Below are 22,388 nucleotides of genomic sequence, written 5' to 3'. Positions count from 1 at the left end.
GCCTCCGCTCGGGGGGCCGTCAGTGGCCGCCACCCTGCTGCTCGTCGCGGCGGCGCTGCCACCGCTCTTCCATCCGGTTCATCATGGAGCGTCGCTGCCGGGTCTGACGGCCACCGGCCGTCGTCCCACCCCTGGGGGCCTGCTGCTGCTCACCCGGCTTGGGCGCCTTGCGCCATCCGGTGACCGCCAGGACCGCGCAGCCCAGCATGACGAGGAATCCCACCACGCTGATCCAGATCTGCTGTGCGACCATTCCGGCCATGAGGAGCGCGATACCCACCAGGAAGCCGGCGACTGCCTGGTAGACCCGTCGCCGGGTGTACGTACGCAGTCCGCTTCCCTCGAGCGCTGTCGCGAACTTGGGGTCTTCGGCGTACAGCGCTCGCTCCATCTGCTCGAGCATTCGCTGCTCGTGCTCCGAGAGCGGCACGGAGTCCTCCTAGTCGTCGGTCGCGGGGGCGACCGGTTTGCGGCCCTTTCAGGATAGGCAGGGAATCGCCCCCGTGAAACCCGCCCTCAATGCCGAATAGCCAATCCGGGCCGCCATGCGGATCGGTTGCTGAGGCGTTGATTCCCCAGGCCCTTCTCCGTCATGCCGGATGCTGTCCCCCGATCATACGGGGCAGAGCCGGTTATCGGGCGGGCTGTGGCGTACTCCATGGAGTGCCGCGCCCCGCACCGCCGAACGGGTGGCCGTCCAGCTCAGGCGCGCTTCTCGCCCAGTACGTGCAGCTGGGTGGCGATGGCGTGGAAGGAGGGCAGTTCGGCCGCCGCCGCCTCCAGCTTCAGCAGAGCCTCGGCGGCACCGGGCTCGGTGTCGACGAGGACGCCGGGGACGAGGTCGGCGAAGACCCGGACGCCGTGGACCGCGCCGACGTCGAGTCCGGCCTCGTCGGCCAGTTCGGCGAGCTGCTCGGCGGTGAAGCGGCGGGGTACGGGGTCGCCGGCGCCCCAGCGGCCCGCCGGGTCGGCGAGCGCGTGCCGGGCCTCGGTGAAGTGCCCGGCGAGGGCACGGGCCAAAACCGCGCCGCCGACGCCGGCGGCGAGCAGGCTGAGACTGCCGCCGGGCCGGAGCGCGGCGACCGCGTTCCGCACGCCTTCGGCGGGGTCGTCGACGTACTCCAGGACCCCGTGGCAGAGGACCGCGTCGTAGCCCTCGCGGCCGACCACGTCGAAGAGGCCGCGGACGTCGCCCTGGACGCCGGTGACCAGGTCGGCGACCCCGGCCTCGGCTGCCCGGCGCTCCAGCGCGAAGAGCGCGTTGGGGCTGGGGTCGACCACGGTGACCCGGTGGCCGAGGCGGGCGACCGGCACGGCGAAGTTCCCCGAGCCGCCGCCGGTGTCGAGGACGTCGAGGCCGTCCTTCCCGACGGCCTCGACCCGGCGGTCGAGGGCGTCCTTGAGGACGTCCCAGACGACGGCGGTACGCAGGGAGGCACGCGACGGGCGCGAGGTCGCCTCTCGACCGAAGACAGGGGAAGGGTCCGGCACGGCTGTTGACTCCTCGGTGACGGGTACGGACTCCCCCACCCTATGGCCTGGGGGGTGGCTTGCCGATCACGCCGCGGAGCCGGCCCGACCGGCGGTGCCGGCCCGGGGACCGCGAGGGGCTCCCGGGACCGGCGGCCGGGTCAGCCGTCCGCCTCGTCCGCGCCCGGCTGGCGGGGCAGCACCGGCCGGAGGGCGAGCAGTCGCTCGACCAGGCGCAGGAAGGTCGCGGCGTCCCTGAGCAGGTCGTCGGCCTCGCGCCGGGTCGCCGCGCCGGCGATGCCGGCCTCGGCGCGGGCCCTGCGCTCGGCTCCGGAGGCGAAGAGGGCGCTCCACTCGGTCAGCTCGGGCGCCAGCTCGGCCAGGACCTCCCAGGCGCTCCGTATCGGCTGTCGGCGGCGGGTCCCGACCTCGGGCATGGCGCGGGCGGCGAGCACGGCGGCGGCGGCGCGCAGGGCGGCCAGGTGGGCCGCGGCGTACCGCTCGTGGGGTCGGTCGAGCGTGGCGGCCTCGGCGATGCCGGCCCGGGCCTTGGCGAGGAGGTCGACGGCGGCCGGCGGGGCGGCGGAGGCGCGCGGGACGGGGTGGATGTCGGACGCGGGTCCCGTCTGCGCGGGGGTGGGGCGTCGGCGGGGCGCGGCTGCTGCGGAAGGGCTTGCCATGACGAGTCCTCCTGTCGTCGCGTGACGGCTTCGTGGCCGTATGTGTCCATCGTGCCCGCCCCCACTGACATTCACTCTGACCTGGCGTTTTGCCTGAGTACCCCTCAGGGGGTAGCTTTTGAACTGACCAGTCAGTTCAAAAGGGGAATCGGGGGGTGGGCCCGTGGGAGCGGAAGCGGAAGCCGAGGAGCGGCCGCACGGCGCCGCCGTCGTCGCGGACGGCTTCGGGCTGAAGGGGCCGCGCGGCTGGGCGTTCCGGGAGGTGTCCTTCCGGGCGGAGCCGGGAGCGCTGGTGGCGATCGAGGGCCCCTCGGGCTCGGGCCGCACCTGCCTGCTGCTCGCGCTCACCGGCCGGATGAAGGCCAAGGAGGGCACCGCGGAGGTGGGCGGCCTGCCGCTGCCCCGGAAGATGGCCGCGGTGCGCCGGATCAGCGCCCTCGGGCACGTCCCCGGCGTCAGCGAGCTCGACCCCGCCTTCACGGTGGCCGAGCACCTGGGCGAGCGGGCCCTGCTCCAGCGGCGCTTCGACGGCTCCGTCCGCACGTTCCTGCGCCGCCCGTCCGAGCGGCGCGCGGCGGCCCGGGCCCGGATCGACGAGGCCGTGGCGGCCTCGGGTCTCGACCTGGCCGCCCTGCCGAAGGGCGACCGGACCTCCGTACGCGATCTGGAGCGCCTGGAGGCCCTTCGGCTCTCGATCGCCCTGGCGCTCATGGGCCGGCCGCGACTGCTCGCCGTGGACGACGCGGACCTGAAGCTCTCGGACGCCGACCGCGCCGAGGCCTGGGCGCTGCTGCGCTCGGTGGCCGACTCCGGGACCACCGTCCTGGCGGTGTGCAGCGAGGCCCCCGAGGACGCCCTGCGGATCACCACGCTCGCCACCGACGCCACCGACGCCGCCGGAGCGGCGGCCGACAGCGGGGACGCGGGTACGCCCGCCGGCGCCGATGACGCGGACACCGGGCCCGAGCCCGAGGCGAAGGCGAAGACGCGGCCGAAGACGGAGACGAAGCCGCAGCCGAAGGCCGCCCTCCTGACGAAGGCCGCGGCGGACTCCGGGGCCGGGGCCGCGGACGACGCCCCCGCCGACGGCACCGGCGCACCCGCCGCCCCGTCCGCGGACACCGCGCCCGCCGCCGGACGCACCGAAGGCGCCACCGACGGCGCCACCGAAGACACGACCGAGGAGGGGACGGCCGATGCGCTCGCCGAAACTGGCCGCGCTTGAGCTGAAGCGCTTCGGCAGGGGAAAGCTGCCGCGCGCCGCGCTCGTCGCGATCCTGCTGCTGCCCCTGCTGTACGGCGCCCTGTACCTGTACTCGTTCTGGGACCCGTACGGCAGGCTCGACAAGATCCCCGTCGCCCTCGTCAACGAGGACCGCGGGGCCACCGCCGACGGCAAGAAGATCAACGCCGGTGACGACATCACCCGGGGGCTGCTGGACAGCAGCACCTTCGCCTGGCACCGGGTCAGCGACGCCGAGGCGCGCAAGGGCGTGGAGGACGGCACGTACTACCTGTCCCTGACCATGCCCGGCGACTTCAGCTCGCGCATCGCCTCCAGCTCGGGCGACTCCCCCGAGACCGGCGCCCTGCGGGTGCGGACGAACGACGCCAACAACTACATCGTCGGCCAGATATCCCGGACGGTGTTCTCCGAGGTCCGCACCGCCGCCTCCACCAAGTCCTCCCGGACCTTCCTCGACAAGATCTTCATCTCCTTCTCCGACATCCACGACGCCACCGCGAAGGCGGCGAAGGGCGCGGGCGACCTCAAGCAGGGCGTGGACAAGGCGAAGAAGGGCTCGAAGGACCTGGCGAACGGCCTCAAGGACGCCAAGGACGGCAGCGGCGACCTGGCCGCCGGCATGAAAAAGCTGGACAAGGGCGCGAAGGACCTGGAGAGCGGCTCCCGCAAGGTGGCCGCCGGCACGCAGTCCCTCGCCGACAAGGTGAACGGCACCGCCGACAAGGTCCGCCCCTACCTGGCGAACAACGGCAAGTCGATCCGGGACACCGCCCGCCTCGTCTCGGACTCCGCCACCGCCGTCCGCCACAACCTCGACGACCTGGTGAAGCGCGCCCCGGTGATCCGCAGCGCGGCGCACCTGGCCGACGACGAGCTGGCCAAGGCCCACCAGGCGGAGTGCGTGGCGAAGCCCGAGGCCGCCGCAGCGTTCCCCACCGTCTGCGCCAAGCTCAAGGAGGCCTCGGTCACGGCCGGCGACGTCGCCACCATCGCGGACGACGTGCACGAGCTGACGAAGGGCAGCACGGGCGACCTCAAGACCCTCGACGCGCGGCTCGCGAAGCTCACGCGGCAGGCCGACGAGCTGGCCGCCCGCGCCCCGCACCTCGACCAGGACGTCTCGGACGCCATCCGGAAGATCAACGAGCTCAACACGGGCGCGAAGAAGGTCGCCGCGGGCGCGGAGAAGCTGCACACCGGCATCACCGGCGCCAAGGCCGGCTCCGTGAGCCTCGACACCGGCGTCGGGAAGCTGAAGAAGGGAGCGGGCGCCCTCGACGGCGGCCTGTTCAAGCTGGCCGACGGCTCGGGCACGCTCGCCTCCGGTCTGAAGGACGGGGTCGACCGGATCCCCGACTACGACGCGCAGGACCGCGACCGGCGCACCGAGGTCATGGCCGATCCCGTGCAGCTGGCCTCCCAGTCGCTGCACAAGGCGCCGAACTACGGCACCGGTTTCGCCCCGTACTTCATCCCGCTCTCCCTCTGGGTCGGCGCGATGGTCGCGTACATGATCATCCAGCCGCTGAACCGGCGCGCGCTGGCCGCCGGCGGCTCCGCCTGGCGGATCGCCCTCGCGGGCTGGCTCCCGGTGGCGGCGATCGGCGTCCTCCAGGTCGCGGCCCTCATGTCGGTCCTGCACTGGGGCCTCGGCCTGCAGATGGCCCGTGCCGCCGGGACGGTCGGCTTCCTCGCCCTGGTCACCTGCTGCTTCTCCGCGATCATCCAGTGGCTCAACGCCCGCTTCGGCGCGGCCGGCCGGATCCTGGTCCTCGCGGTGCTGATGCTCCAACTGACCTCGGCGGGCGGCACGTACCCCGTCCAGACCAGTCCGGGCTTCTTCAACGCCGTCCACCCGTTCCTGCCGATGACCTACGTGGTCGAGGCGCTGCGCCGGCTCATCACGGGCGGCGGCATCGGGCCCGTCTGGCAGGCCTGCGCGGTGCTCACCGCGTTCACCCTGGGCGCCCTGGCCCTGACCGCCGTGTCCGCCCGCCGGAAGCAGGTCTGGACGCTGGACCGGCTCCACCCCGAACTGACCCTGTGAGACCGGGCCGGTGAGACCCGCGACACCTGTGAGAATCGACCCCATGGACAGCAGCAGCACCCGACGCCAGGCCACCCGCGCGAAGCTCTACGAGGCGGCCGTCACCCTCATCGCGGAGCAGGGATTCTCCGCGACGACGGTGGACGAGATCGCCGAGCGGGCCGGCGTGGCCAAGGGCACGGTCTACTACAACTTCAAGAGCAAGACCGAGCTCTTCGAGGAGCTGCTGCGCCACGGGGTGTCGCTGCTGACGGCCTCGCTGCGGACGGCGGCCGAGGAGACCGCCGGGCGCGGCGGGAGCCGGATCGACGCGCTGGACGCGATGATCCGGGCCGGCCTCGTCTTCATCGACCGCTACCCGGCCTTCACCCAGCTGTACGTGGCCGAGCTCTGGCGCACCAACCGGGCCTGGAACTCGACGCTCCTGGTCGTCCGCCAGGAGGCCGTGGCGGTGGTCGAGGGGGTGCTGCGCGAGGCGGTCGCGGCCGGGGAGCTGAGCGACGAGATCGACGTCCAGCTGACGGCGGCGGCGCTGGTGGGGATGGTGCTGGTGGCCGCGCTCGACTGGCAGGCCTTCCAGAGCGAGCGTTCGCTCGACGACGTGCACGCGGCGCTGTCCCGGCTGCTGCACGGCCGGGTGGGCGGCCGCTGAGCGGTCCGCCGCCCGGCCCCGGGCCGCGCGCCCGGCCCGGCGGCACGGCCCCGCCCCACGAAAAACGGCCCCGCCCCACGAAACACGGCACACGGCGCGGCGAAGGCCGGCCGGTCGAGGCTCGATCCCCCCGAGCCCCGTCCGGCCGGCCTTCGCCGTACGTCCCCCGTGACACCCCCGTGCCCCGTTGCGGCAGGCACGCGGCCCCGGTTCCGCCGCCCCGTGTCGGCGGTCCCCGGGGCCGCGCCCCTTCCGTGGACTCCACTCTTCCGTCTCGGCGTCCGCCGCTCATCCGCGTACCTACTCATCTCGCGCCCTAGGTACGGATACTCAGACTGGTTACGATCGCGGGCGTGTCGGTACTCCCTCTGGTGTTCACCAGCGGCTGGGCGAGCGGGATCAACGCGTACGCGGTGGTCCTGCTGTTCGGCGTCTTCGGCGCGACCGGGCTCACCGACGAGGTGCCCGAGTCCTTGCAGCGCACGGATGTCCTCGTCGCGGCCGGCGTGCTCTTCCTGTGCGAGGCGGTGGCGGACAAGATCCCGTACGTCGACTCGATATGGGATTCCGTCCACACGGTGATCCGGCCGATCGCGGGCGCGGTGGTCGGCGCCCTGCTCGCCGGGCAGAACGGCTCGCTGCCGGAGCTCGCCGCGGGCGCGGTCGGCGGTACGACGGCGCTGCTGAGCCACTTCGTCAAGGCCGGGACGAGGATGGCGGTCAACACGTCGCCCGAGCCGTTCTCCAACGTCGCCCTGAGCCTGGCGGAGGACCTCGGCGTGGCGGCCGTCGTCACCTTCGCGATCTTCCACCCCGTGGCGGCGGCGAGCATCGCGGGCGCCCTGCTCCTCGGGGGCCTGGTGATACTGGTCTTCCTCGCCCAGCGGATCCGGCGCTTCCTGCGCCGCAGGTCCCAGCGGCGCGAGGAGAGACGTCTTGCCGACGCCGAGGCGCACGCCCGCGCCAGACCGCCGTCCGGGGACGGCTCGGAACACTTCTGAGCCCGTTCGGGTCCGTCCGGGGCGCCGGATAGGGTCGCCGCATGGCACGGATTGTGGTGATCGGCGCGGGTCTCGGCGCCATGGCGGCGGCGGCCCGGCTGGCCGTGGCGGGCCACCGGGTGACGGTGTACGAGCGGGCGGCGACGTACGGCGGGGCGGTCGGCCGCTACGCGCGCGACGGGTTCGCCTTCGACACGGGCCCGGGGCTGCTGCACCTGCCGGCCGTGTACCGGGACCTGTTCGTGAAGACCGGCAAGAAGCCGCTGGAGGCCTGCGTCACGCTGACGCAGGTCGACCCGGCGAGCCGTCACGTCTTCGCCGACGGCACCCGCGTGGACCTGCCGAACGCCTCCCGGGCCGGCACGGTCGCGGCCCTGGACGCCGCGCTCGGCGCGGGCGCGGGCGAGCGCTGGGGCGACTTCCTGGTGCGGGCCCGCGAGGCCTGGGACCGCACCCGCCGCCCGCTCCTGGAGGAGCCGCAGCCCGCCGACCCGGCGCCGCTGGCCCGCGAGCCCTACCCGGCGCCGAAGGCGGGCCTGCTGCGCCGCCCGACGACGACGCTCGCGCAGGTCGGGGCACGGGAGCTGCGGGACCCGCGGCTCGCCGCCCTGCTGGACGCGTACGCGTGGGCGTACGGCTTCGACCCGGCGACGGCCCCGGCCTCGGCCGCCGTCCTGCCGTACATGGAGCAGACCTTCGGCAGCTGGTACGTGGGCGGGGGCCTGCGGGCCCTCGCCGACGCGGTGTACGAGCGCTGCCTGGAGCGGCGTGTCGCGTTCGTCTTCGACACGCCCGTGGAGGAGGTCCTGGAGAAGGACGGCCGGGCGGCGGGCGTACGGCTCGCGGGCGGCGGGACCGTCGAGGCCGACCAGGTCGTCTCGGGCGTCCCGGTGCCCGCCCTCCGCCGCGACCGCGTCGTCGCCCGGATGTCCGGCGAAGCGCCGACGCGTCACCAGTCCGTCGGCACGAGCCGGGTGACGGTCTGTCTGGCGCTGCGCGGCGCCCGCGAGGCGGACGCGGTCCACCGCACCGTCGTCCACGGGACGGGCGGGCGGCCGGAGGTGACGGTGCTGCGCCCGGACGACCCGGCGCTGCGTCCGGACGCGGAGCACGAGGCGGTCACGGTCACGGCGACCGTGCCCACGTCCCCGGAGCGGGACGCGGCCGCGTGGGAGGCCTTCGCCGACCGGATGGTGGAGGCGGCCGGGCAGGCCGTCCCGGGCCTGCCGGAGCGGCTGCTGTGGCGGCACGTGCGCACTCCGGAGGACGTGCGGCACGACACGGGCGTGGCCGAGGTGCCGGGGCCCGCGCTGGCCGGCGCCGGCGGGCGGCTGCTCCCCGCGGGCACCCTGTCCCCGCTGCCGGGGCTCTGGCTCGCGGGCGGCTGGGCGCACCCGGGCGGCGGGCTCGCCCACGCGGGCATGTCGGGGGCGCTGGTCGCGGGCTTCGTCGTCGAGGGCGCGGACTTCCGCGGCTCCCGGTAGACGGCCGCGGGGCCCGGCGGACGCGCCGGGCCCCGCGGTCGTTCAGTAGCGGTACTGCTGCTGGTCGTCCGGGTGCGGTTCGTAGCCGTAGTGGCCCGGGCCCTGCGGCTGCTGCTGCGGCTGGGGGGCCTGGTCGGTGTCGCGCTGCTGCGGGACCCAGACCCCGCCGGGCGGGGTGTCGTAGGTGTACGAGGGGGCGTACGGGTCGCTGTAGTAGGAGCCGTACTGCTGGCCGTCCGTCCCGGGGCCGATGTACGGGTCGGAGTAGGCGGCGTACTGCTGCTGTCCGGCGCCCTGGCCGTAGTCGTAGGCGGGCTGCTGCTGCTCGTACGACGGCGCGTAGGGGTCGTACCCGGTCTGGTAGCCCGTCTCGTAGCCGGTGCCGGGGTCCGGGGCGGCGCCGTGGGACGCTTCCTGACCCCGGGTGTAGACGCCGTACTGGCCGGTGTCCTCGGGCATCGGCAGGGGCTCGTAGACGGCGGTGGCCTCCGCGGCGGGCGGGGCCTCGGCACCGTCGGGCCCGGGGTACGGGGCCTCGTCGGTCTCGTAGGAGAGCTCGGTGACCTCCAGGGTGGGCCCGGCCTGCGCGGGCGGGGCCGACCGGCGGCGGCGGCTCGCGCCGGGGTTGCCGCCGAGCGCCCAGCCGGTCGAGAAGCCGCGGCGGAAGGAGAGCGTCACATAGGTCTGGCCGACGGCGAACGCGACGGCTCCGGCGATGATGACCGCCACCATGGACGTGAGGACGCCGAGGACCACGCCGAGGAAGCCGCAGAAGGCGAGCACGCGCCAGCGCAGCCGCGCCTTGTACTGGAGCAGCACCTCCCCCAGCAGCCACAACGCGACCACGCCGAACGCGATGTAGAGGACCGTCCACCCCATGCCCCGCCGCCCCTCTCCACGGTCACCGCCGCGGAGAAGGGCGGGTACGACCGGTCACGACTGCTGGTGCAGTCCGAGATTCTCGTAGATCTCGATCGCGGTGGAGCTGTTCAGCGTGATGAAGTGCAGTCCGGGGACACCCTCGGAGAGCAGCCGCGCGCAGAACTCCGTCGCGAACTCGATACCGATGGAGCGTACAGCGGCGGCATCGTCCTTGACGGCGAGGATGCGCTCTTTCACATCCGCGGGGAAGTGGGCGTTGCTCAGCCGGGGCAGCCGGTCGAGGGTCTTCACGTTCACAACGGGCATGACTTCGGGGATGATCGGCGTCTCGCAGCCGGCCTTGACGACGCTGTCCCGCAGCCGCAGATAGTTCTCGGGGTCGAAGAACATCTGGGTGATCGCGTAGTCGGCGCCGGCGCGGCACTTGTCCACGAAGTGCCGGATGTCCGTGTCCCAGTCGAGGGAGCGGGGGTGCATCTCGGGGAAGGCGGCGACGCCGACGCAGAAGTCGCCCGACTCCTTGATCAGCCGGACCAGGTCGGCGGCGTACTTCACGCCCTCCGGGTGCTCGACCCAGTCGCCCAGCGGGTCGCCCGGCGGGTCGCCGCGGACGGCGAGCATGTTGCGGATGCCGGCGTCGGCGTACTGGCCGAGGACGTTGCGCAGCTCGGCGACGGAGTGGTCGACGGCGGTGAGGTGGGCGACCGGGGTGAGCGTGGAGTCGGAGGCGATCTTCTGGGTGGCCTTGACGGTGCCGCCGCGGGTGGAGCCGCCGGCGCCGTAGGTCACGGAGACGAAGCTGGGGCCGAGCGCCTCGACGCGGCGCATCGCGTTCCAGAGGACCTGCTCGCCCTTCTCGGTCCGGGGCGCGAAGAACTCGAAGGAGTACGACGTGCCGCCGGAGGCGAGGATCTCGCGGACCGTGCGGGCGCGGTCCGAACGGACGGATGCGGTACCAAGGGCCATACCGGCAGGTTAGACGGGCCACGGGGAGCCGTGTGAACGGCGTCCGCGAAGTGGACACCGTTTTGGACAGTCCGGAGGCCGGATCCCTGGACGAAGCTCCGGGCGGCGGAGCGGACCCCTACCGTCCCGCGCGCTCGCGGACCCGCTTGGCGAGGGCGGCCGTCGCGGCGGCCGGGTCGTCGGCCTCGGTGATCGCCCGGACGACGACGATCCGCCGCGCGCCCGCGTCCAGGACCTCGTCCAGGTTCGTCTCGTCGATGCCGCCGATGGCGAACCACGGCCGGTTCTGGGAGAGGCCGGCCGCGTACCGCACGAGGTCGAGGCCGGGCGCGTACCGGCCGGGCTTGGTGGGGGTGGGCCAGCAGGGCCCGGTGCAGAAGTAGTCCACGCCCGGTTCGACGGCGGCCGCGGCCGCCTCGGTCTCGGCGTGGCAGGAGCGGCCGATCAGCACCCGGTCGTCGAGGATCGCCCGGGCGGCGGGCACGGGGAGGTCTCCCTGGCCCAGGTGGAGCACGTCGGAGCCGATCGCGTGGGCGACGTCGGCCCGGTCGTTCACGGCGAGGAGCCTGCCGTGCCGGCGGGCCGCCTCGGCGAAGACGGCGAGGTGCTCCAGCTCCTCCCCCGCCTCCATGCCCTTGTCGCGGAGCTGCACGATGTCCACGCCGGAGGACAGCACGGCGTCGAGGAACTCGGGCAGGTCGCCCTGGCGGCGCCGGGCGTCGGTGCAGAGGTAGAGCCGGGCGTCGGCGAGCAGCTCACGAGCCGTGGGCATGGGTGGTTCCCCCCGTCGGTGTCACGGGGCGGCTCCCCGTGGGTGTCGCGGGGCGGTACCCCGGCGGTGCGGCGCGGTCGGTCCGCGCCGCCGGCACGGGTGCCGGCGGCGGTGCGGCCCGGAAGGCCGGCCGCCGTCGGCACCCGCTCATGGCGTCCTGCGGTGCGGCGTCAGATGGCGAGCGCCTGAGCGCGGCGCTTCACCTCCGTGCCGCGGTTCTCGTTGAGCGCCTGCGCGGGCGTGCCCGGCAGGCTCTCGTCGGGAGTGAAGAGCCACTCCAGCATCTCCTCGTCGGTGAAACCGTCGTCCCGCAGCACGGTCAGGAGCCCGACGAGGCCCTTGACGATCCTGTCGCCCTGGATGAAGGCGGCGGGCACCTGCAGGGCGTTGTTCTCTCCACGGCGCACGGCGATGAGCTGACCTTCCTTGATCAGCTGCCGCACGCGCGTCACCTCGACATCGAGCATCTCCGCGATGTCGGGCACATAGAGCCAGGCGGGGACGAGCGCATCGATCTTCACGTCAATCTCGGTCACAGGACAAGCCTGCCATCCCGGACTGACAGCCGGTAGTCGGGCCCCGCGCGACCGCCGCCTCCAGGGGGACGGCGGGGCCCGATCGGCAGGACGCCCCGCTACGCGACCGCCGCCTTGAGGGGGACGGCGGGGTCGGCGGCGCGGGCGGGGTCCACGGCGGTCCCGGCCTCGATGAGCTTGCGGCCCTGGGCCAGGTCGCGGGGGCGGCCCACGGCGAGCAGGGCCACCGGGACCCCGGCCCGGAGCCACAGCACGGACCAGGCCTGCTCGGCCGGGTCGCCGCGCCAGAGCAGCTCGTCCGCGTCGGCGTGGTGGCCGGCGAACTGGACGAAGCGGCCGAACTGCTCGGACCAGAAGTACGGGACGGGGTCGTAGGGGCCGGGATCCCCGCCGGCGTCCGCCCCGGCGATCGTCGCGGCGACGGAGCGGGGGCCCTGGAGGGCGTTGTCCCAGTGGTGGACGAGGAGGCGCCGCCCGTAGCGGGCGGAGGGGAAGGAGGCGCAGTCCCCGACCGCGTACACGTCGGGCAGGCTGGTGCGCAGCCGCTCGTCGGCGGTGACGGCGCCGTCGGGGTCGAGGGCGATCCCGGAGCCGGTGAGCCATCCGGTGGCGGGGCGGGCCCCGATGCCGACGACGACCGCGTCGGCGGGCAGCTCGCGGCCGTCGGCCAGGACGACCCGTCCGGGTGCGCCGGGTTCGACCGTGTGGACGCGGGCCTCGGTGAGGAGTTCGGCGCCGTTCTCGCCGTACCACTCGGCCATGGGGGCGGTGACCTCGGCGGGCAGCGCTCCGGCGAGGGGGCGGTCGGCGGCCTCGACGACGGTGACGGCGCAGCCGGCGGCGCGCGCGGCGGTGGCGAACTCGGCGCCGATCCATCCGGCGCCGACGACCACGACGTCGTGGCGGCGCTCCAGGACGGGTCCGAGCCGGACGGCGTCGTCGAGGGTGCGCAGCAGATGGACGCCGGGGACGCCGTCGGTGCCGGGCAGGGTGACCGGCTGGGCTCCGGTGGCGAGGACGAGGGCGTCGTACGCGACGGGTCCGGCCTCGGTGTCGATCTCGTGGTCGGCGGCGCGCAGCCCGGTGACGTCGAGGCCGAGGCGGAGCTCGATGCCGAGCTCGTCGAAGTCCACGTCGAAGGCGGAGTCCTCGGCCTTGCCGAGGAGGACGGCCTTGGAGAGCGGGGGCCGGTCGTAGGGCTGGTGGGGCTCGGCCCCGATGAGGGTCACGGGGCCGGTGAAGCCCCGTTCCCGCAGGGCGACGGCGGTCTGGACGCCCGCCATGCCGGCGCCGACGATCACGACGTGCTGCTGTGCCTGCTTCTGCTCGCTCACCCGACCACCTTACGCATCTGACGAATCGTCAGGAAGGGAGGGGTCTGCGCCCGGCCCGGGGCGGAAGCTAGTGTGTCGGGCGTAAAGCACTCGCGGGAGCCCGGACGCACCGGGCTGAGAGGGAGGCTGGGACGGCCTCCGACCGTACGAACCTGATCCGGGTCATGCCGGCGAAGGGAGGGGCTGGACGCCCATGCGTTCTTCCGAAGTCCACGCGCCAGAGGAGCACACGCCAGAGGCCTGCGCGGCCGCGGACCACGCGCCGGAAGCCGGGGCGCCGGACGCCGCAGGAGCCGCCGCCGGACCGTCCGACGCGCGGCCCGCCGCCGGACCGTCCGACGCGCGGCCCGCCGCCGGTCCGTCCGACGTCCGCGGGAGCGACGTCCTCGTGGTCGGGGGCGGCATCATCGGGCTGGTGACGGCCTGGCGGGCCGCCCTGCGCGGCCTGCGCACCGTCGTGGTCGACCCGGCCCCCGGCGGCGGCGCCGCCCACGTCGCGGCCGGGATGCTCGCCGCCGTCACCGAACTGCACTACGGCGAGGAGACCCTCCTCGGGCTCAACCTCGCCTCCGCCGCCCGTTACCCCGCGTTCGTCGCCGAACTGGAGGAGGCCACCGGCCACGACGTCGGCCACCGCGCCTGCGGCACCCTCGCCGTCGCCCTCGACGCCGACGACCGGGCCCATCTGCGCGAACTGCACGCCCTGCAGAGCCGCTGCGGACTCGCCTCGGAGTGGCTCAGCGGCCGCGAGTGCCGCCGGCTGGAACCGATGCTGGCCCCCGGGGTGCGCGGCGGGCTCCGGGTGGACGGCGACCACCAGGTCGATCCGCGCCGCCTCGCCGCCGCGCTCCTCGTCGCCTGCGAACGGGCCGGAGTGGTCTTCCACCGCACCCTCGCCGAGCGCCTGACGGTGCGACGGGACCGGGCGCGCGGTGTCGTGCTCGCCGGGGGCCGGGAGCTGACGGCCGAGCAGGTCGTGCTCGCCGCCGGCAGCCTGAGCGGCCGCCTCGCGGGCGTGCCCGACGAGGTGCTTCCGCCGGTGCGCCCGGTGAAGGGCCAGGTGCTGCGGCTGCGGGTGCCCGCGCCGTACGCCCCCTTCCTCTCCCGGACGGTCCGGGCCGTCGTCCGGGGCAGCCACGTCTACCTGGTGCCCCGCGAGAACGGCGAACTCGTCGTCGGCGCCACCAGCGAGGAACTCGGCTGGGACACCACGGTGACGGCGGGCGGGGTGTACGAGCTGCTGCGCGACGCCCACGAGCTGGTCCCCGGGCTCACGGAGCTGCCGCTGACCGAGACCCTGGCGGGCCTGCGCCCCGCGTCCCCCGACAACGCCCCGCTGCTCGGCCCCACCGCCCTGCCCGGGCTGCACCTGGCCACCGGCCACTACCGCAACGGGGTCCTGCTCACCCCCGTCACCGGCGACGTCATGGCCGAGGTGCTCACCACCGGCGCCCTCCCCGACGAGGCCCGCCCCTTCACCCCGCGCCGGTTCTCCGCCGCGCCCGCCCCCGTACGTCAGGAGCAGCCCGCATGAACGTGTCCGTGAACGGAGAGGCCCGCGTGCTCTCCGGCCCCGTCTCCCTCGGCGCCCTCGTGGCGACCCTCACCAAGGCCCCGTCCGGGGTCGCCGCCGCCCTCAACGAGACGGTGGTGCCGCGCGGGGCCTGGGAGACGACGCTCCTCGGCGAGGGCGACCGGGTCGAGATCCTCACCGCGGTCCAGGGGGGCTGAGCACGATGTCCGACGACCTGTTCACCCTGGGCGGTACGGAGTTCTCCTCGCGCCTCATCATGGGCACCGGCGGCGCGCCCAGCCTCGACGTCCTGGAACGCTCGCTGGTCGCCAGCGGCACGGAGCTGACGACGGTCGCGATGCGGCGCCTGGACCCGACCGTCCAGGGCTCGGTCCTCTCCGTCCTGGAGCGGCTCGGCATCCGGGTCCTGCCGAACACGGCGGGCTGCTACACGGCCGGCGAGGCCGTCCTCACGGCCCGGCTGGCCCGCGAGGCGCTCGGCACCGACTGGATCAAGCTGGAGGTCGTCGCCGACGAGCGGACCCTGCTGCCGGACGGCGAGGAGCTCCTCGCGGCGGCCGAGACGCTCGTCGACGACGGCTTCACCGTCCTCCCCTACACCAACGACGACCCGGTCCTCGCCCGGAAGCTGGAGGACGCGGGCTGCGCGGCGATCATGCCGCTCGGCTCCCCCATCGGCTCGGGCCTCGGCATCCGCAACCCGCACAACTTCCAGCTGATCGCGGAGCGCGCCGGCGTGCCGGTGATCCTCGACGCCGGGGCGGGCACCGCCTCCGACGCGGCGCTCGCGATGGAGCTGGGGTGCGCGGCGGTGATGCTGGCCTCCGCGGTGACCCGCGCGCAGGAGCCGGTCCTGATGGCCTCGGCGATGCGGCACGCCGTGGAGGCGGGTCGGCTCGCCCACCGGGCGGGGCGGATCCCCCGCCGGCACTTCGCGGAGGCGTCCTCCCCCCACGAGGGCCGCGCGGCGCTCGACCCGGAGCGCCCGGCCTTCTGACCCGCGGCCCGCACGGCGGGGGGCCCGGGGCGTGGGGCGTGTCACAGGTGGGCTGCAAGGGGGCCGGACACGCGGGCGGCCCCGTCGCGGCTCGTAGACTCGACGCCGTGGACACGACCCTTCAGGACCCCCTCGTCGGGCGGCTGCTCGACGGCCGCTACCGCGTCGACGCGCGCATCGCCGTCGGCGGGATGGCCACGGTCTACCGGGCCGTCGACACCCGCCTCGACCGCGTGCTCGCGCTCAAGGTGATGCACCCCGCCCTCGCCACCGACGCCGCGTTCGTCGAGCGCTTCATCCGCGAGGCCAAGTCCGTCGCCCGGCTGTCGCACCCCAACGTGGTGGGTGTGTTCGACCAGGGCGCCGAGGGCGCGTACGTCTACCTGGCGATGGAGTACGTCGCCGGCTGCACGCTCCGCGACGTCCTGCGCGAGCGCGGCGCCCTCCCGCCGCGGGCCGCCCTCGACATCCTGGAGCCGGTGCTCGCCGCGCTCGGCGCCGCGCACCGGGCCGGTTTCGTGCACCGGGACATGAAGCCGGAGAACGTCCTGATAGGGGACGACGGCCGGGTCAAGGTCGCCGACTTCGGCCTCGTACGGGCGGTGGGCTCGGCGACCGCCACCACCGGCTCGGTCCTCGGGACCGTCTCGTACCTGGCGCCGGAGCAGATCGAGCACGGCACCGCCGACACCCGCGCCGACGTGTACGCCTGCGGTGTCGTCCTGTACGAGATGCTGACCGGCGGCAAGCCGCACGGCGGCGACACGCCCGCCCAGGTGCTCTACCAGCACCTGAACACGGACGTGCCCGCCCCCTCGGCGGCCGTGCCGGGGCTGGCCGTGGAGCTGGACGGGCTGGTCGCCGCGGCCACCGCCCGCAACCCCGAGCTCCGCCCGTACGACGCCGTGGCCCTGCTCGGCCTGCTGCGGGAGGCCCGCGCCGGCCTCCGCGAGGAGCAGCTGGACGCCGTGCCGCCCCAGGCCCGGTCCGGGGCGCGGGACACCACGGACGACCGGACGAGCGTGATCGCCCGGGCGGTCCCGGCCGGCACCGGGGCCGACGCCCACCCGGTCCTCCACACGAACCGGCTGCCCGTCCACGAGTCGGCGCCCGTCCCGGGCGGCCGTCTGCGCCGCCCGCCGCGCGGCCCGCTGCTCCTCGTCCTGGGCGTGCTGCTGGCCCTCGGCCTCGGCACCGGGATCTGGTACATCAACTCGGGCCAGTTCACCCGGGTCCCCGCCGTGCTGGGCCAGACGGAGCCCGAGGCGACGAAGCGGCTCACCGACGCCGGGCTGGACGTCGGCACGACGAAGCGCGCGTTCAGCGACGTGTACGAGCGCGGCACCGTCATGGCCGCCGACCCGGCCCCCGGCGAGCGCCTCCGGGGCAACGGGACGGTCACGCTGACCCTGTCCCGCGGTCCCGAGCGCGTGAAGGTCCCCCACCTCAAGGACAAGCCGCTCGCCGAGGCCCGGCGGATCCTCGCCGACGAGGGCCTGGCCGCCGGAGTGGTCACCCGGACGTTCAGCGACTCCGTCGCCCGGGGCGCCGTGATCGGCTCCGACCCCGAGCCCGGCACCGAGCGGTCCCCCGACTCGGCCGTCGCCCTGGTGGTCAGCAAGGGCGCCCCGATCGACGTCCCCGACACCACCGGCGAGACCGTCGCCGACGCCACGGCCCTGCTCCGGGAGGAGGGGCTCACGGTGGTCGTCGCCCCCGAGCGGATCCACTCCCCGGAGGACGCCGGATCGGTCGCCGCCCAGTCGCTCGCCCCGGGCAGCCGGGCCGCCGAGGGCGACACCGTCACCCTCAGCGTCTCGAAGGGCCCCCGGCTCGTCGAGGTCCCGGACGTCGTCGGCGAGACGGTCGACGACGCCCGGGCGGCCCTGGAGGACGAGGGCTTCGAGGTCGAGGTCAAGAAGTCGTTCCCGTACCTCGGCAGCGAGGTCTCGGGCCAGTCCGTCGAGGGCGGCTCCACCGCGCCCGAGGGCTCCACCGTCACCCTCACGATCAAGGGACTGTAGACACTGATGCGCAACCCCGTCGGCGGCCACGTCCCGGTGGCCGGTGGCCTGGCCAAGGTCGGCCTCGGCTACGCCCGCGAACTCGGCGCCGAGACCGTGCAGGTCTTCGTGGCCAACCCCCGGGGCTGGGCCACCCCGCCCGGGAACCCCGCGGAGGACGAGCGGTTCCGCGCCGAGTGCGCCGCCGAGTCGATCTCGGCCTGGGTCCACGCCCCGTACCTGATCAACTTCGGCTCCCACACGGAGGCCACCGCGGAGAAGTCGGTCGCGTCGATGCGGCACTCGCTGCGGCGGGGCCGGGAGATCGGCGCGAGGGGCGTGGTGGTGCACACCGGCTCGGCGACCGGGGGCCGTCCGCGCCCGGTGGCGCTGGCGCAGGTCCGCGAGCTGCTGCTGCCGCTGCTCGACGAGCTGACGCACGACGACGACCCGGACCTGCTCCTGGAGTCGACGGCCGGCCAGGGATTCTCGCTCTGCTCGCGCGCGGAGGACTTCGGACCGTACTTCGACGCGCTCGACCGGCACCCGAAGCTGGGGATCTGCCTCGACACCTGCCACATCTTCGCGGCCGGCCACGACCTGACCGGGCCGCACGGCGCGGCGCAGACGCTCGACCAGCTGGTGGCGACGGTGGGCGAGGGACGGCTGAAACTCATCCACGCCAACGACTCCGAGGACGTCGTCGGCGCCCGGAAGGACCGGCACGCGAACATCGGGGTGGGCCACATCGGCGAGGACGCCTTCCGCAACCTCCTGCGCCATCCGGCGACGGAGGGCGTGCCCCTGATCATCGAGACGCCCGGCGGCACGGCGGGGCACCTCGCGGACGTGGAGCTGCTCAAGAAGTTGAGGGACTGAGCCGACCCACGTTGAGGAGTACCCCATGGGGGTATACGGTTCCCGTGAAGGAAGGAACCGCTACCCGAGCTGGGGGCACCCGATGCAGGACGACGCACACGCACGGCACGACCACGGCGGCCACGCCGGACGCGAGGGCCACCCGGGCCGGAGCGGTCACGCCGGTCACGCGGCCCACTCGGATCACGGGGGGCCGCACGGCGGACCGCACGAGGGGCACGGCGACCACCGCTCCCCCGGAGGGGCGTCCTGGTCCACCGCCGCGAAGGCCACGCTGCACTGCCTCACCGGCTGCGCCATCGGCGAGGTCCTCGGCATGGTCATCGGCACCGCGCTCGGCTGGGGGAACGTGGAGACGATGATCCTCGCGATCGTCCTGGCCTTCTTCTTCGGCTACGCGCTCACCCTGCGCGGCATCCTGTCCGCCGGCGTCGACTTCCGGACGGCCTTCAAGGTCGCGCTCGCCGCCGACACCCTGTCCATCGCGGTCATGGAGATCATCGACAACGGCGTCATCGCCCTGTGGCCCGGCGCCATGGACGCCCACCTCTCCGACCCGGTCTTCTGGCTGGTCCTCGCCATCGCGCTCGCGGCCGCCTTCGTGATCACCACACCCGTCAACAAGTGGATGATCGGCCGCGGCAAGGGGCACGCGGTGGTCCACCGGTACCACCACTGACAGCCGTCACCCCCGGGCGGGCGGCCCCGGGAGCTACAGCTCCGGGCCGTCCCCCGGCTCCTCCTGGTACGAGTACCGCTGCTCCGTCCAGGGGTCGCCGAGGTTGTGGTAGCCCCGCTCCTCCCAGAAGCCCCGCCGGTCGGCGGCCATGTACTCCACGCCGCGGACCCACTTGGGACCCTTCCAGGCGTACAGGTGCGGGACGACGAGGCGGAGCGGGAAGCCGTGCTCGGCGGTGAGCAGCTCCCCGTCCTTGTGGGTGGCGAAGATCGACCGGTCGTCGGCGAAGTCGGCGAGGCGCATGTTGGCGCTGTAGCCGTACTCGGCCCACACCATCACATGGGTGACCTGCGGCGCGGGCGGGGCGAGTTCGAGGACGGTGCGGGCCGGGACGCCGCCCCATTCGGCCCCGATCATGCTGAACTTCGTGACGCAGTGCAGATCGGCCTCGACCGAGGAGAACGGGAGGGCCGAGAACTCCTCGTGGTTCCAGCAGCGCTTGTCGCCGTCGGCGGTCGCGCCGAAGACGCGGAACTCCCAGCGGTCCGGCTTGAACTTGGGTACGGGCCCGTAGTGGGTGACCGGCCAGCCGCGCTGGAGGCGCTGGCCCGGCGGTAGGTCCGGTGAACGATCCGGCTGCCCCGCCTCCCGGTGTACTCCGCTCTCCGTCCGACCCATGTCATCCATGGTGACAGACGGCAAGGGGTGGTCATGACCAGGAGACCGCCCGCCCGGCCCGATCCGGGCAACTACCACTAAGCCTGCACTTACTGGACGCCCCCCATTCGGGGTGCGAGGATGCCGCCATCCTGCCCAGTGACGGCGTAGACACGCAACGTGGAAGGAGCCTCTGCAATGCAGGGCGACCCCGAGGTCCTCGAGTTCCTCAACGAGCAGCTGACCGGCGAGCTGACGGCCATCAACCAGTACTGGCTGCACTACCGCATCCAGGACAACAAGGGGTGGACGAAGCTCGCCAAGTACACCCGCGAAGAGTCCATCGATGAGATGAAGCACGCGGACAAGCTGACCGAGCGCATCCTGATGCTCGACGGCCTGCCCAACTACCAGCGGCTCTTCCACGTGCGGGTCGGTCAGACCGTCACGGAGATGTTCCAGGCGGACCGCCAGGTCGAGGTCGAGGCCATCGACCGCCTGAAGCGCGGGATCGAGGTCATGCGGGCCAAGGGGGACGTCACGTCCGCCAACCTGTTCGAGGAGATCCTGGCCGACGAGGAGCACCACATCGACTACCTGGACACGCAGCTGGAGCTGATCGAGTCCCTGGGCGAGGCGCTCTACATCTCGACGCTCATCGAGCAGCCGAGCTGACGTCCCGCGGCGGGACGGGCTGCACCCACCCCGGGAGGGCGGGCCCTAGGCGGCTTCCCCGAGCTCGGCGACGGGCTCCGTCACGAGCGCGGGCATCCCCTGGTCCAGCAGGTCGCGCCGCGGGCAGTTGCCGCGGCCGAGAATGGCCTGAATACGACGGACGCAGGAACCGCAGTCCGTGCCGGCCTTGCAGGCCGAGGCGATCTGGCGGGGCGTGCAGGCGCCCGCATCGGCATGCGCCTTGACCTGCTTCTCGGTGACTCCGAAGCAAGAGCAGACGTACATCGCGGTTCACCTCCCGCCGTGATCAATTAGGTTAACCTAACCTTACCCAACGCCGGGGGATCGTAAAAGCCCTGGCAACGACGATGGGGCGCGGATCACATGGATCCGCGCCCCATCGTCGTAGGAAGCTCCCTACTGATCGCGGTACATCTCCGCCACCAGGAAGGCCAGGTCGAGCGACTGGCTGCGGTTGAGGCGCGGGTCGCAGGCCGTCTCGTAGCGCTGGTGCAGGTCGTCGACGAAGATCTCGTCGCCGCCGCCCACGCACTCGGTGACGTCGTCACCGGTGAGCTCGACGTGGATGCCGCCCGGGTGGGTGCCCAGCGCCTTGTGGACCTCGAAGAAGCCCTTGACCTCGTCGAGCACGTCGTCGAAGCGGCGCGTCTTGTGGCCGGAGGCGGCCTCGAAGGTGTTGCCGTGCATCGGGTCGGTGACCCACGCGACGACCGCGCCGGAGGCGGTGACCTTCTCGACCAGCTCGGGGAGCTTGTCGCGGACCTTGTCGGCGCCCATGCGGACGATGAAGGTCAGCCGGCCCGCCTCGCGGTCGGGGTCGAGACGGTCGATGTACGTCAGCGCGTCGTCCACCGAGGTGGTCGGGCCCAGCTTGATGCCGATCGGGTTCGCGATCTGCGAGGCGAACTCGATGTGGGCGTGGTCGAGCTGGCGGGTGCGCTCACCGATCCAGACCATGTGGCCGGAGGTGTCGTACAGCTTGCCGGTGCGCGAGTCCGTACGGGTCAGCGCACCCTCGTAGTCGAGCAGCAGCGCCTCGTGCGAGGCGTAGAACTCGACGGCCTTGAACTCGGCCGGGTCGGTGCCGCAGGCCTTCATGAAGTTCAGCGCGTTGTCGATCTCCCGCGCCAGCTGCTCGTAGCGCTGGCCGGAGGGGGACGACTTCACGAAGTCCTGGTTCCAGGCGTGCACCTGGCGCAGGTCGGCGTAGCCGCCGGTGGTGAAGGCGCGCACCAGGTTGAGCGTGGAGGCGGAGGCGTTGTACATCCGCTTCAGGCGCTCGGGGTCCGGGACGCGGGACTTCTCGTCGAAGTCGAAGCCGTTGACCGAGTCGCCGCGGTAGGTCGGCAGGGTCACGCCGTCGCGGGTCTCGGTGCCCTTGGAGCGGGGCTTCGAGTACTGGCCGGCGATGCGGCCGACCTTCACGACGGGCACGGAGGCCGCGTAGGTGAGGACGGCGCTCATCTGGAGCAGCGTCTTGAGCTTGGCCCTGATGTGGTCGGCGGACACGGCGTCGAAGGCCTCGGCGCAGTCGCCGCCCTGGAGCAGGAACGCCTCGCCACGGGCGACGGCTCCCATCCGGGCACGCAGCTGGTCGCACTCGCCGGCGAAGACGAGCGGAGGATACGACTCGAGGTCCGCGATCACATCGCGCAGAGCCTCGGCATCGGGGTACTCGGGCTGCTGCGCCGCGGGCAGGTCTCGCCAGGTCGCCTCGGCGACGGCGTGGGAATCAGCGTTCACGGTCACGGGGACCACATTACGGGGTTCTTCGTCCGGTCCTGTCCCCCTGCCCAGTGACTGAGACACCTGCCCGAAATGTCACTCGCTGACATTCATGCCATCGAGTGGTGTTACCCTCTGGCCCGTTTCA

General features: G+C 73.6%; 23 protein-coding genes and 1 riboswitch. Of the genes, 12 read left to right on the top strand and 11 right to left on the bottom strand.

Annotated features, from left to right (window positions below):
• Positions 1-19: 19 nt before the first annotated feature.
• From ACY0MR_RS26615 to ACY0MR_RS26605, 3 genes are all read right to left on the bottom strand, one after another.
• On the bottom strand, positions 20-430 hold the full coding sequence (locus ACY0MR_RS26615) for a DUF3040 domain-containing protein (RefSeq protein ID WP_361852971.1): 411 nt from the start codon (positions 428-430) through the stop codon (positions 20-22).
• Positions 431-702: 272 nt separating this feature from the next.
• Complete coding sequence (locus ACY0MR_RS26610) at positions 703-1,491, bottom strand: class I SAM-dependent methyltransferase (protein WP_473555794.1); 789 nt, start codon at positions 1,489-1,491, stop codon at positions 703-705.
• A gap of 140 nt (positions 1,492-1,631) precedes the next feature.
• Positions 1,632-2,150, bottom strand: a complete 519-nt coding sequence (locus ACY0MR_RS26605) for an SAV_6107 family HEPN domain-containing protein (RefSeq protein WP_388802224.1) — start codon at positions 2,148-2,150, stop codon at positions 1,632-1,634.
• A 163-nt stretch (positions 2,151-2,313) separates the two neighbouring features.
• On the opposite strand from ACY0MR_RS26605, the gene ACY0MR_RS26600 reads away from it, so the two are divergent.
• The 5 genes from ACY0MR_RS26600 (at position 2,314) to ACY0MR_RS26580 (ending at position 8,580) form a co-directional block, all read left to right on the top strand.
• A complete protein-coding gene (locus ACY0MR_RS26600) occupies positions 2,314-3,375 on the top strand; it encodes an ATP-binding cassette domain-containing protein (RefSeq protein ID WP_473555791.1) in 1,062 nt (353 codons plus the stop codon).
• A complete protein-coding gene (locus ACY0MR_RS26595; protein ID WP_388802218.1) occupies positions 3,347-5,443 on the top strand; it encodes a YhgE/Pip family protein in 2,097 nt (698 codons plus the stop codon). Before ACY0MR_RS26600 ends, ACY0MR_RS26595 begins: the two co-directional genes overlap by 29 nt.
• A gap of 43 nt (positions 5,444-5,486) precedes the next feature.
• Complete coding sequence (locus tag ACY0MR_RS26590; protein ID WP_209494331.1) at positions 5,487-6,095, top strand: TetR/AcrR family transcriptional regulator; 609 nt, start codon at positions 5,487-5,489, stop codon at positions 6,093-6,095.
• A gap of 353 nt (positions 6,096-6,448) precedes the next feature.
• Positions 6,449-7,096: a DUF4126 domain-containing protein gene (locus ACY0MR_RS26585; protein WP_361863671.1), complete on the top strand. Its 648-nt coding sequence runs from the start codon at positions 6,449-6,451 to the stop codon at positions 7,094-7,096.
• Between the two features lie 41 nt (positions 7,097-7,137).
• Positions 7,138-8,580: a phytoene desaturase family protein gene (locus tag ACY0MR_RS26580; protein WP_403316255.1), complete on the top strand. Its 1,443-nt coding sequence runs from the start codon at positions 7,138-7,140 to the stop codon at positions 8,578-8,580.
• Between the two features lie 42 nt (positions 8,581-8,622).
• Here ACY0MR_RS26580 and ACY0MR_RS26575 read toward each other — a convergent pair whose 3' ends face one another.
• From ACY0MR_RS26575 to ACY0MR_RS26555, 5 genes are all read right to left on the bottom strand, one after another.
• Positions 8,623-9,459, bottom strand: a complete 837-nt coding sequence (locus tag ACY0MR_RS26575) for a hypothetical protein (RefSeq protein ID WP_404079967.1) — start codon at positions 9,457-9,459, stop codon at positions 8,623-8,625.
• Between the two features lie 54 nt (positions 9,460-9,513).
• Positions 9,514-10,428, bottom strand: coding sequence for a methylenetetrahydrofolate reductase [NAD(P)H] (metF, locus tag ACY0MR_RS26570; protein ID WP_361863146.1), 915 nt, complete (start codon positions 10,426-10,428; stop codon positions 9,514-9,516).
• Between the two features lie 118 nt (positions 10,429-10,546).
• Entirely contained in the window at positions 10,547-11,200 is a 654-nt protein-coding gene (thiE, locus tag ACY0MR_RS26565; protein ID WP_473555787.1) for a thiamine phosphate synthase, read from the bottom strand.
• A 170-nt stretch (positions 11,201-11,370) separates the two neighbouring features.
• The gene (locus ACY0MR_RS26560; protein WP_015032969.1) at positions 11,371-11,736 is read right to left on the bottom strand and encodes an Rv2175c family DNA-binding protein; all 366 of its coding nucleotides are present in this window, start codon (positions 11,734-11,736) and stop codon (positions 11,371-11,373) included.
• A gap of 98 nt (positions 11,737-11,834) precedes the next feature.
• Entirely contained in the window at positions 11,835-13,019 is a 1,185-nt protein-coding gene (locus tag ACY0MR_RS26555; protein ID WP_473561892.1) for an NAD(P)/FAD-dependent oxidoreductase, read from the bottom strand.
• A 133-nt stretch (positions 13,020-13,152) separates the two neighbouring features.
• Positions 13,153-13,266: riboswitch (TPP riboswitch) on the top strand.
• Here ACY0MR_RS26555 and thiO point away from each other — a divergent pair.
• The 6 genes from thiO (at position 13,264) to ACY0MR_RS26525 (ending at position 19,162) form a co-directional block, all read left to right on the top strand.
• Complete coding sequence (gene thiO, locus ACY0MR_RS26550) at positions 13,264-14,604, top strand: glycine oxidase ThiO (protein WP_473555784.1); 1,341 nt, start codon at positions 13,264-13,266, stop codon at positions 14,602-14,604. It overlaps the preceding riboswitch by 3 nt.
• The gene (gene thiS, locus ACY0MR_RS26545) at positions 14,601-14,801 is read left to right on the top strand and encodes a sulfur carrier protein ThiS (RefSeq protein WP_361847827.1); all 201 of its coding nucleotides are present in this window, start codon (positions 14,601-14,603) and stop codon (positions 14,799-14,801) included. The genes thiO and thiS overlap by 4 nt, the downstream gene beginning before the upstream one ends.
• 5 nt (positions 14,802-14,806) lie before the next feature.
• Complete coding sequence (locus tag ACY0MR_RS26540) at positions 14,807-15,601, top strand: thiazole synthase (protein ID WP_361847830.1); 795 nt, start codon at positions 14,807-14,809, stop codon at positions 15,599-15,601.
• Between the two features lie 107 nt (positions 15,602-15,708).
• Positions 15,709-17,625: a Stk1 family PASTA domain-containing Ser/Thr kinase gene (gene pknB, locus ACY0MR_RS26535; RefSeq protein ID WP_473555781.1), complete on the top strand. Its 1,917-nt coding sequence runs from the start codon at positions 15,709-15,711 to the stop codon at positions 17,623-17,625.
• Positions 17,626-17,631: 6 nt separating this feature from the next.
• Positions 17,632-18,483, top strand: a complete 852-nt coding sequence (locus ACY0MR_RS26530; RefSeq protein ID WP_473555778.1) for a deoxyribonuclease IV — start codon at positions 17,632-17,634, stop codon at positions 18,481-18,483.
• Positions 18,484-18,565: 82 nt separating this feature from the next.
• Positions 18,566-19,162: a DUF4396 domain-containing protein gene (locus ACY0MR_RS26525; protein WP_473555777.1), complete on the top strand. Its 597-nt coding sequence runs from the start codon at positions 18,566-18,568 to the stop codon at positions 19,160-19,162.
• A gap of 33 nt (positions 19,163-19,195) precedes the next feature.
• Here ACY0MR_RS26525 and ACY0MR_RS26520 read toward each other — a convergent pair whose 3' ends face one another.
• Positions 19,196-19,840 carry a sulfite oxidase-like oxidoreductase gene (locus tag ACY0MR_RS26520; protein ID WP_361847842.1) on the bottom strand — a complete coding sequence of 215 codons (645 nt, stop codon included), beginning with the start codon at positions 19,838-19,840 and terminating at the stop codon, positions 19,196-19,198.
• Between the two features lie 177 nt (positions 19,841-20,017).
• Here ACY0MR_RS26520 and bfr point away from each other — a divergent pair, with 177 nt between their 5' ends.
• Positions 20,018-20,494, top strand: a complete 477-nt coding sequence (gene bfr, locus ACY0MR_RS26515) for a bacterioferritin (protein ID WP_200426417.1) — start codon at positions 20,018-20,020, stop codon at positions 20,492-20,494.
• A gap of 45 nt (positions 20,495-20,539) precedes the next feature.
• On the opposite strand, the gene ACY0MR_RS26510 is transcribed toward bfr, so the two are convergent.
• Positions 20,540-20,779, bottom strand: coding sequence for a (2Fe-2S)-binding protein (locus ACY0MR_RS26510; protein WP_361847846.1), 240 nt, complete (start codon positions 20,777-20,779; stop codon positions 20,540-20,542).
• 132 nt (positions 20,780-20,911) lie between these two features.
• Positions 20,912-22,264, bottom strand: a complete 1,353-nt coding sequence (locus tag ACY0MR_RS26505) for a class II 3-deoxy-7-phosphoheptulonate synthase (RefSeq protein WP_473555774.1) — start codon at positions 22,262-22,264, stop codon at positions 20,912-20,914.
• Positions 22,265-22,388: the final 124 nt, after the last annotated feature.

Source organism: Streptomyces sp. JN8, assembly GCF_055808075.1.
Note: the sequence above shows the minus strand (reverse complement) of the source record. Positions and strands in the feature narration are given on the sequence as shown.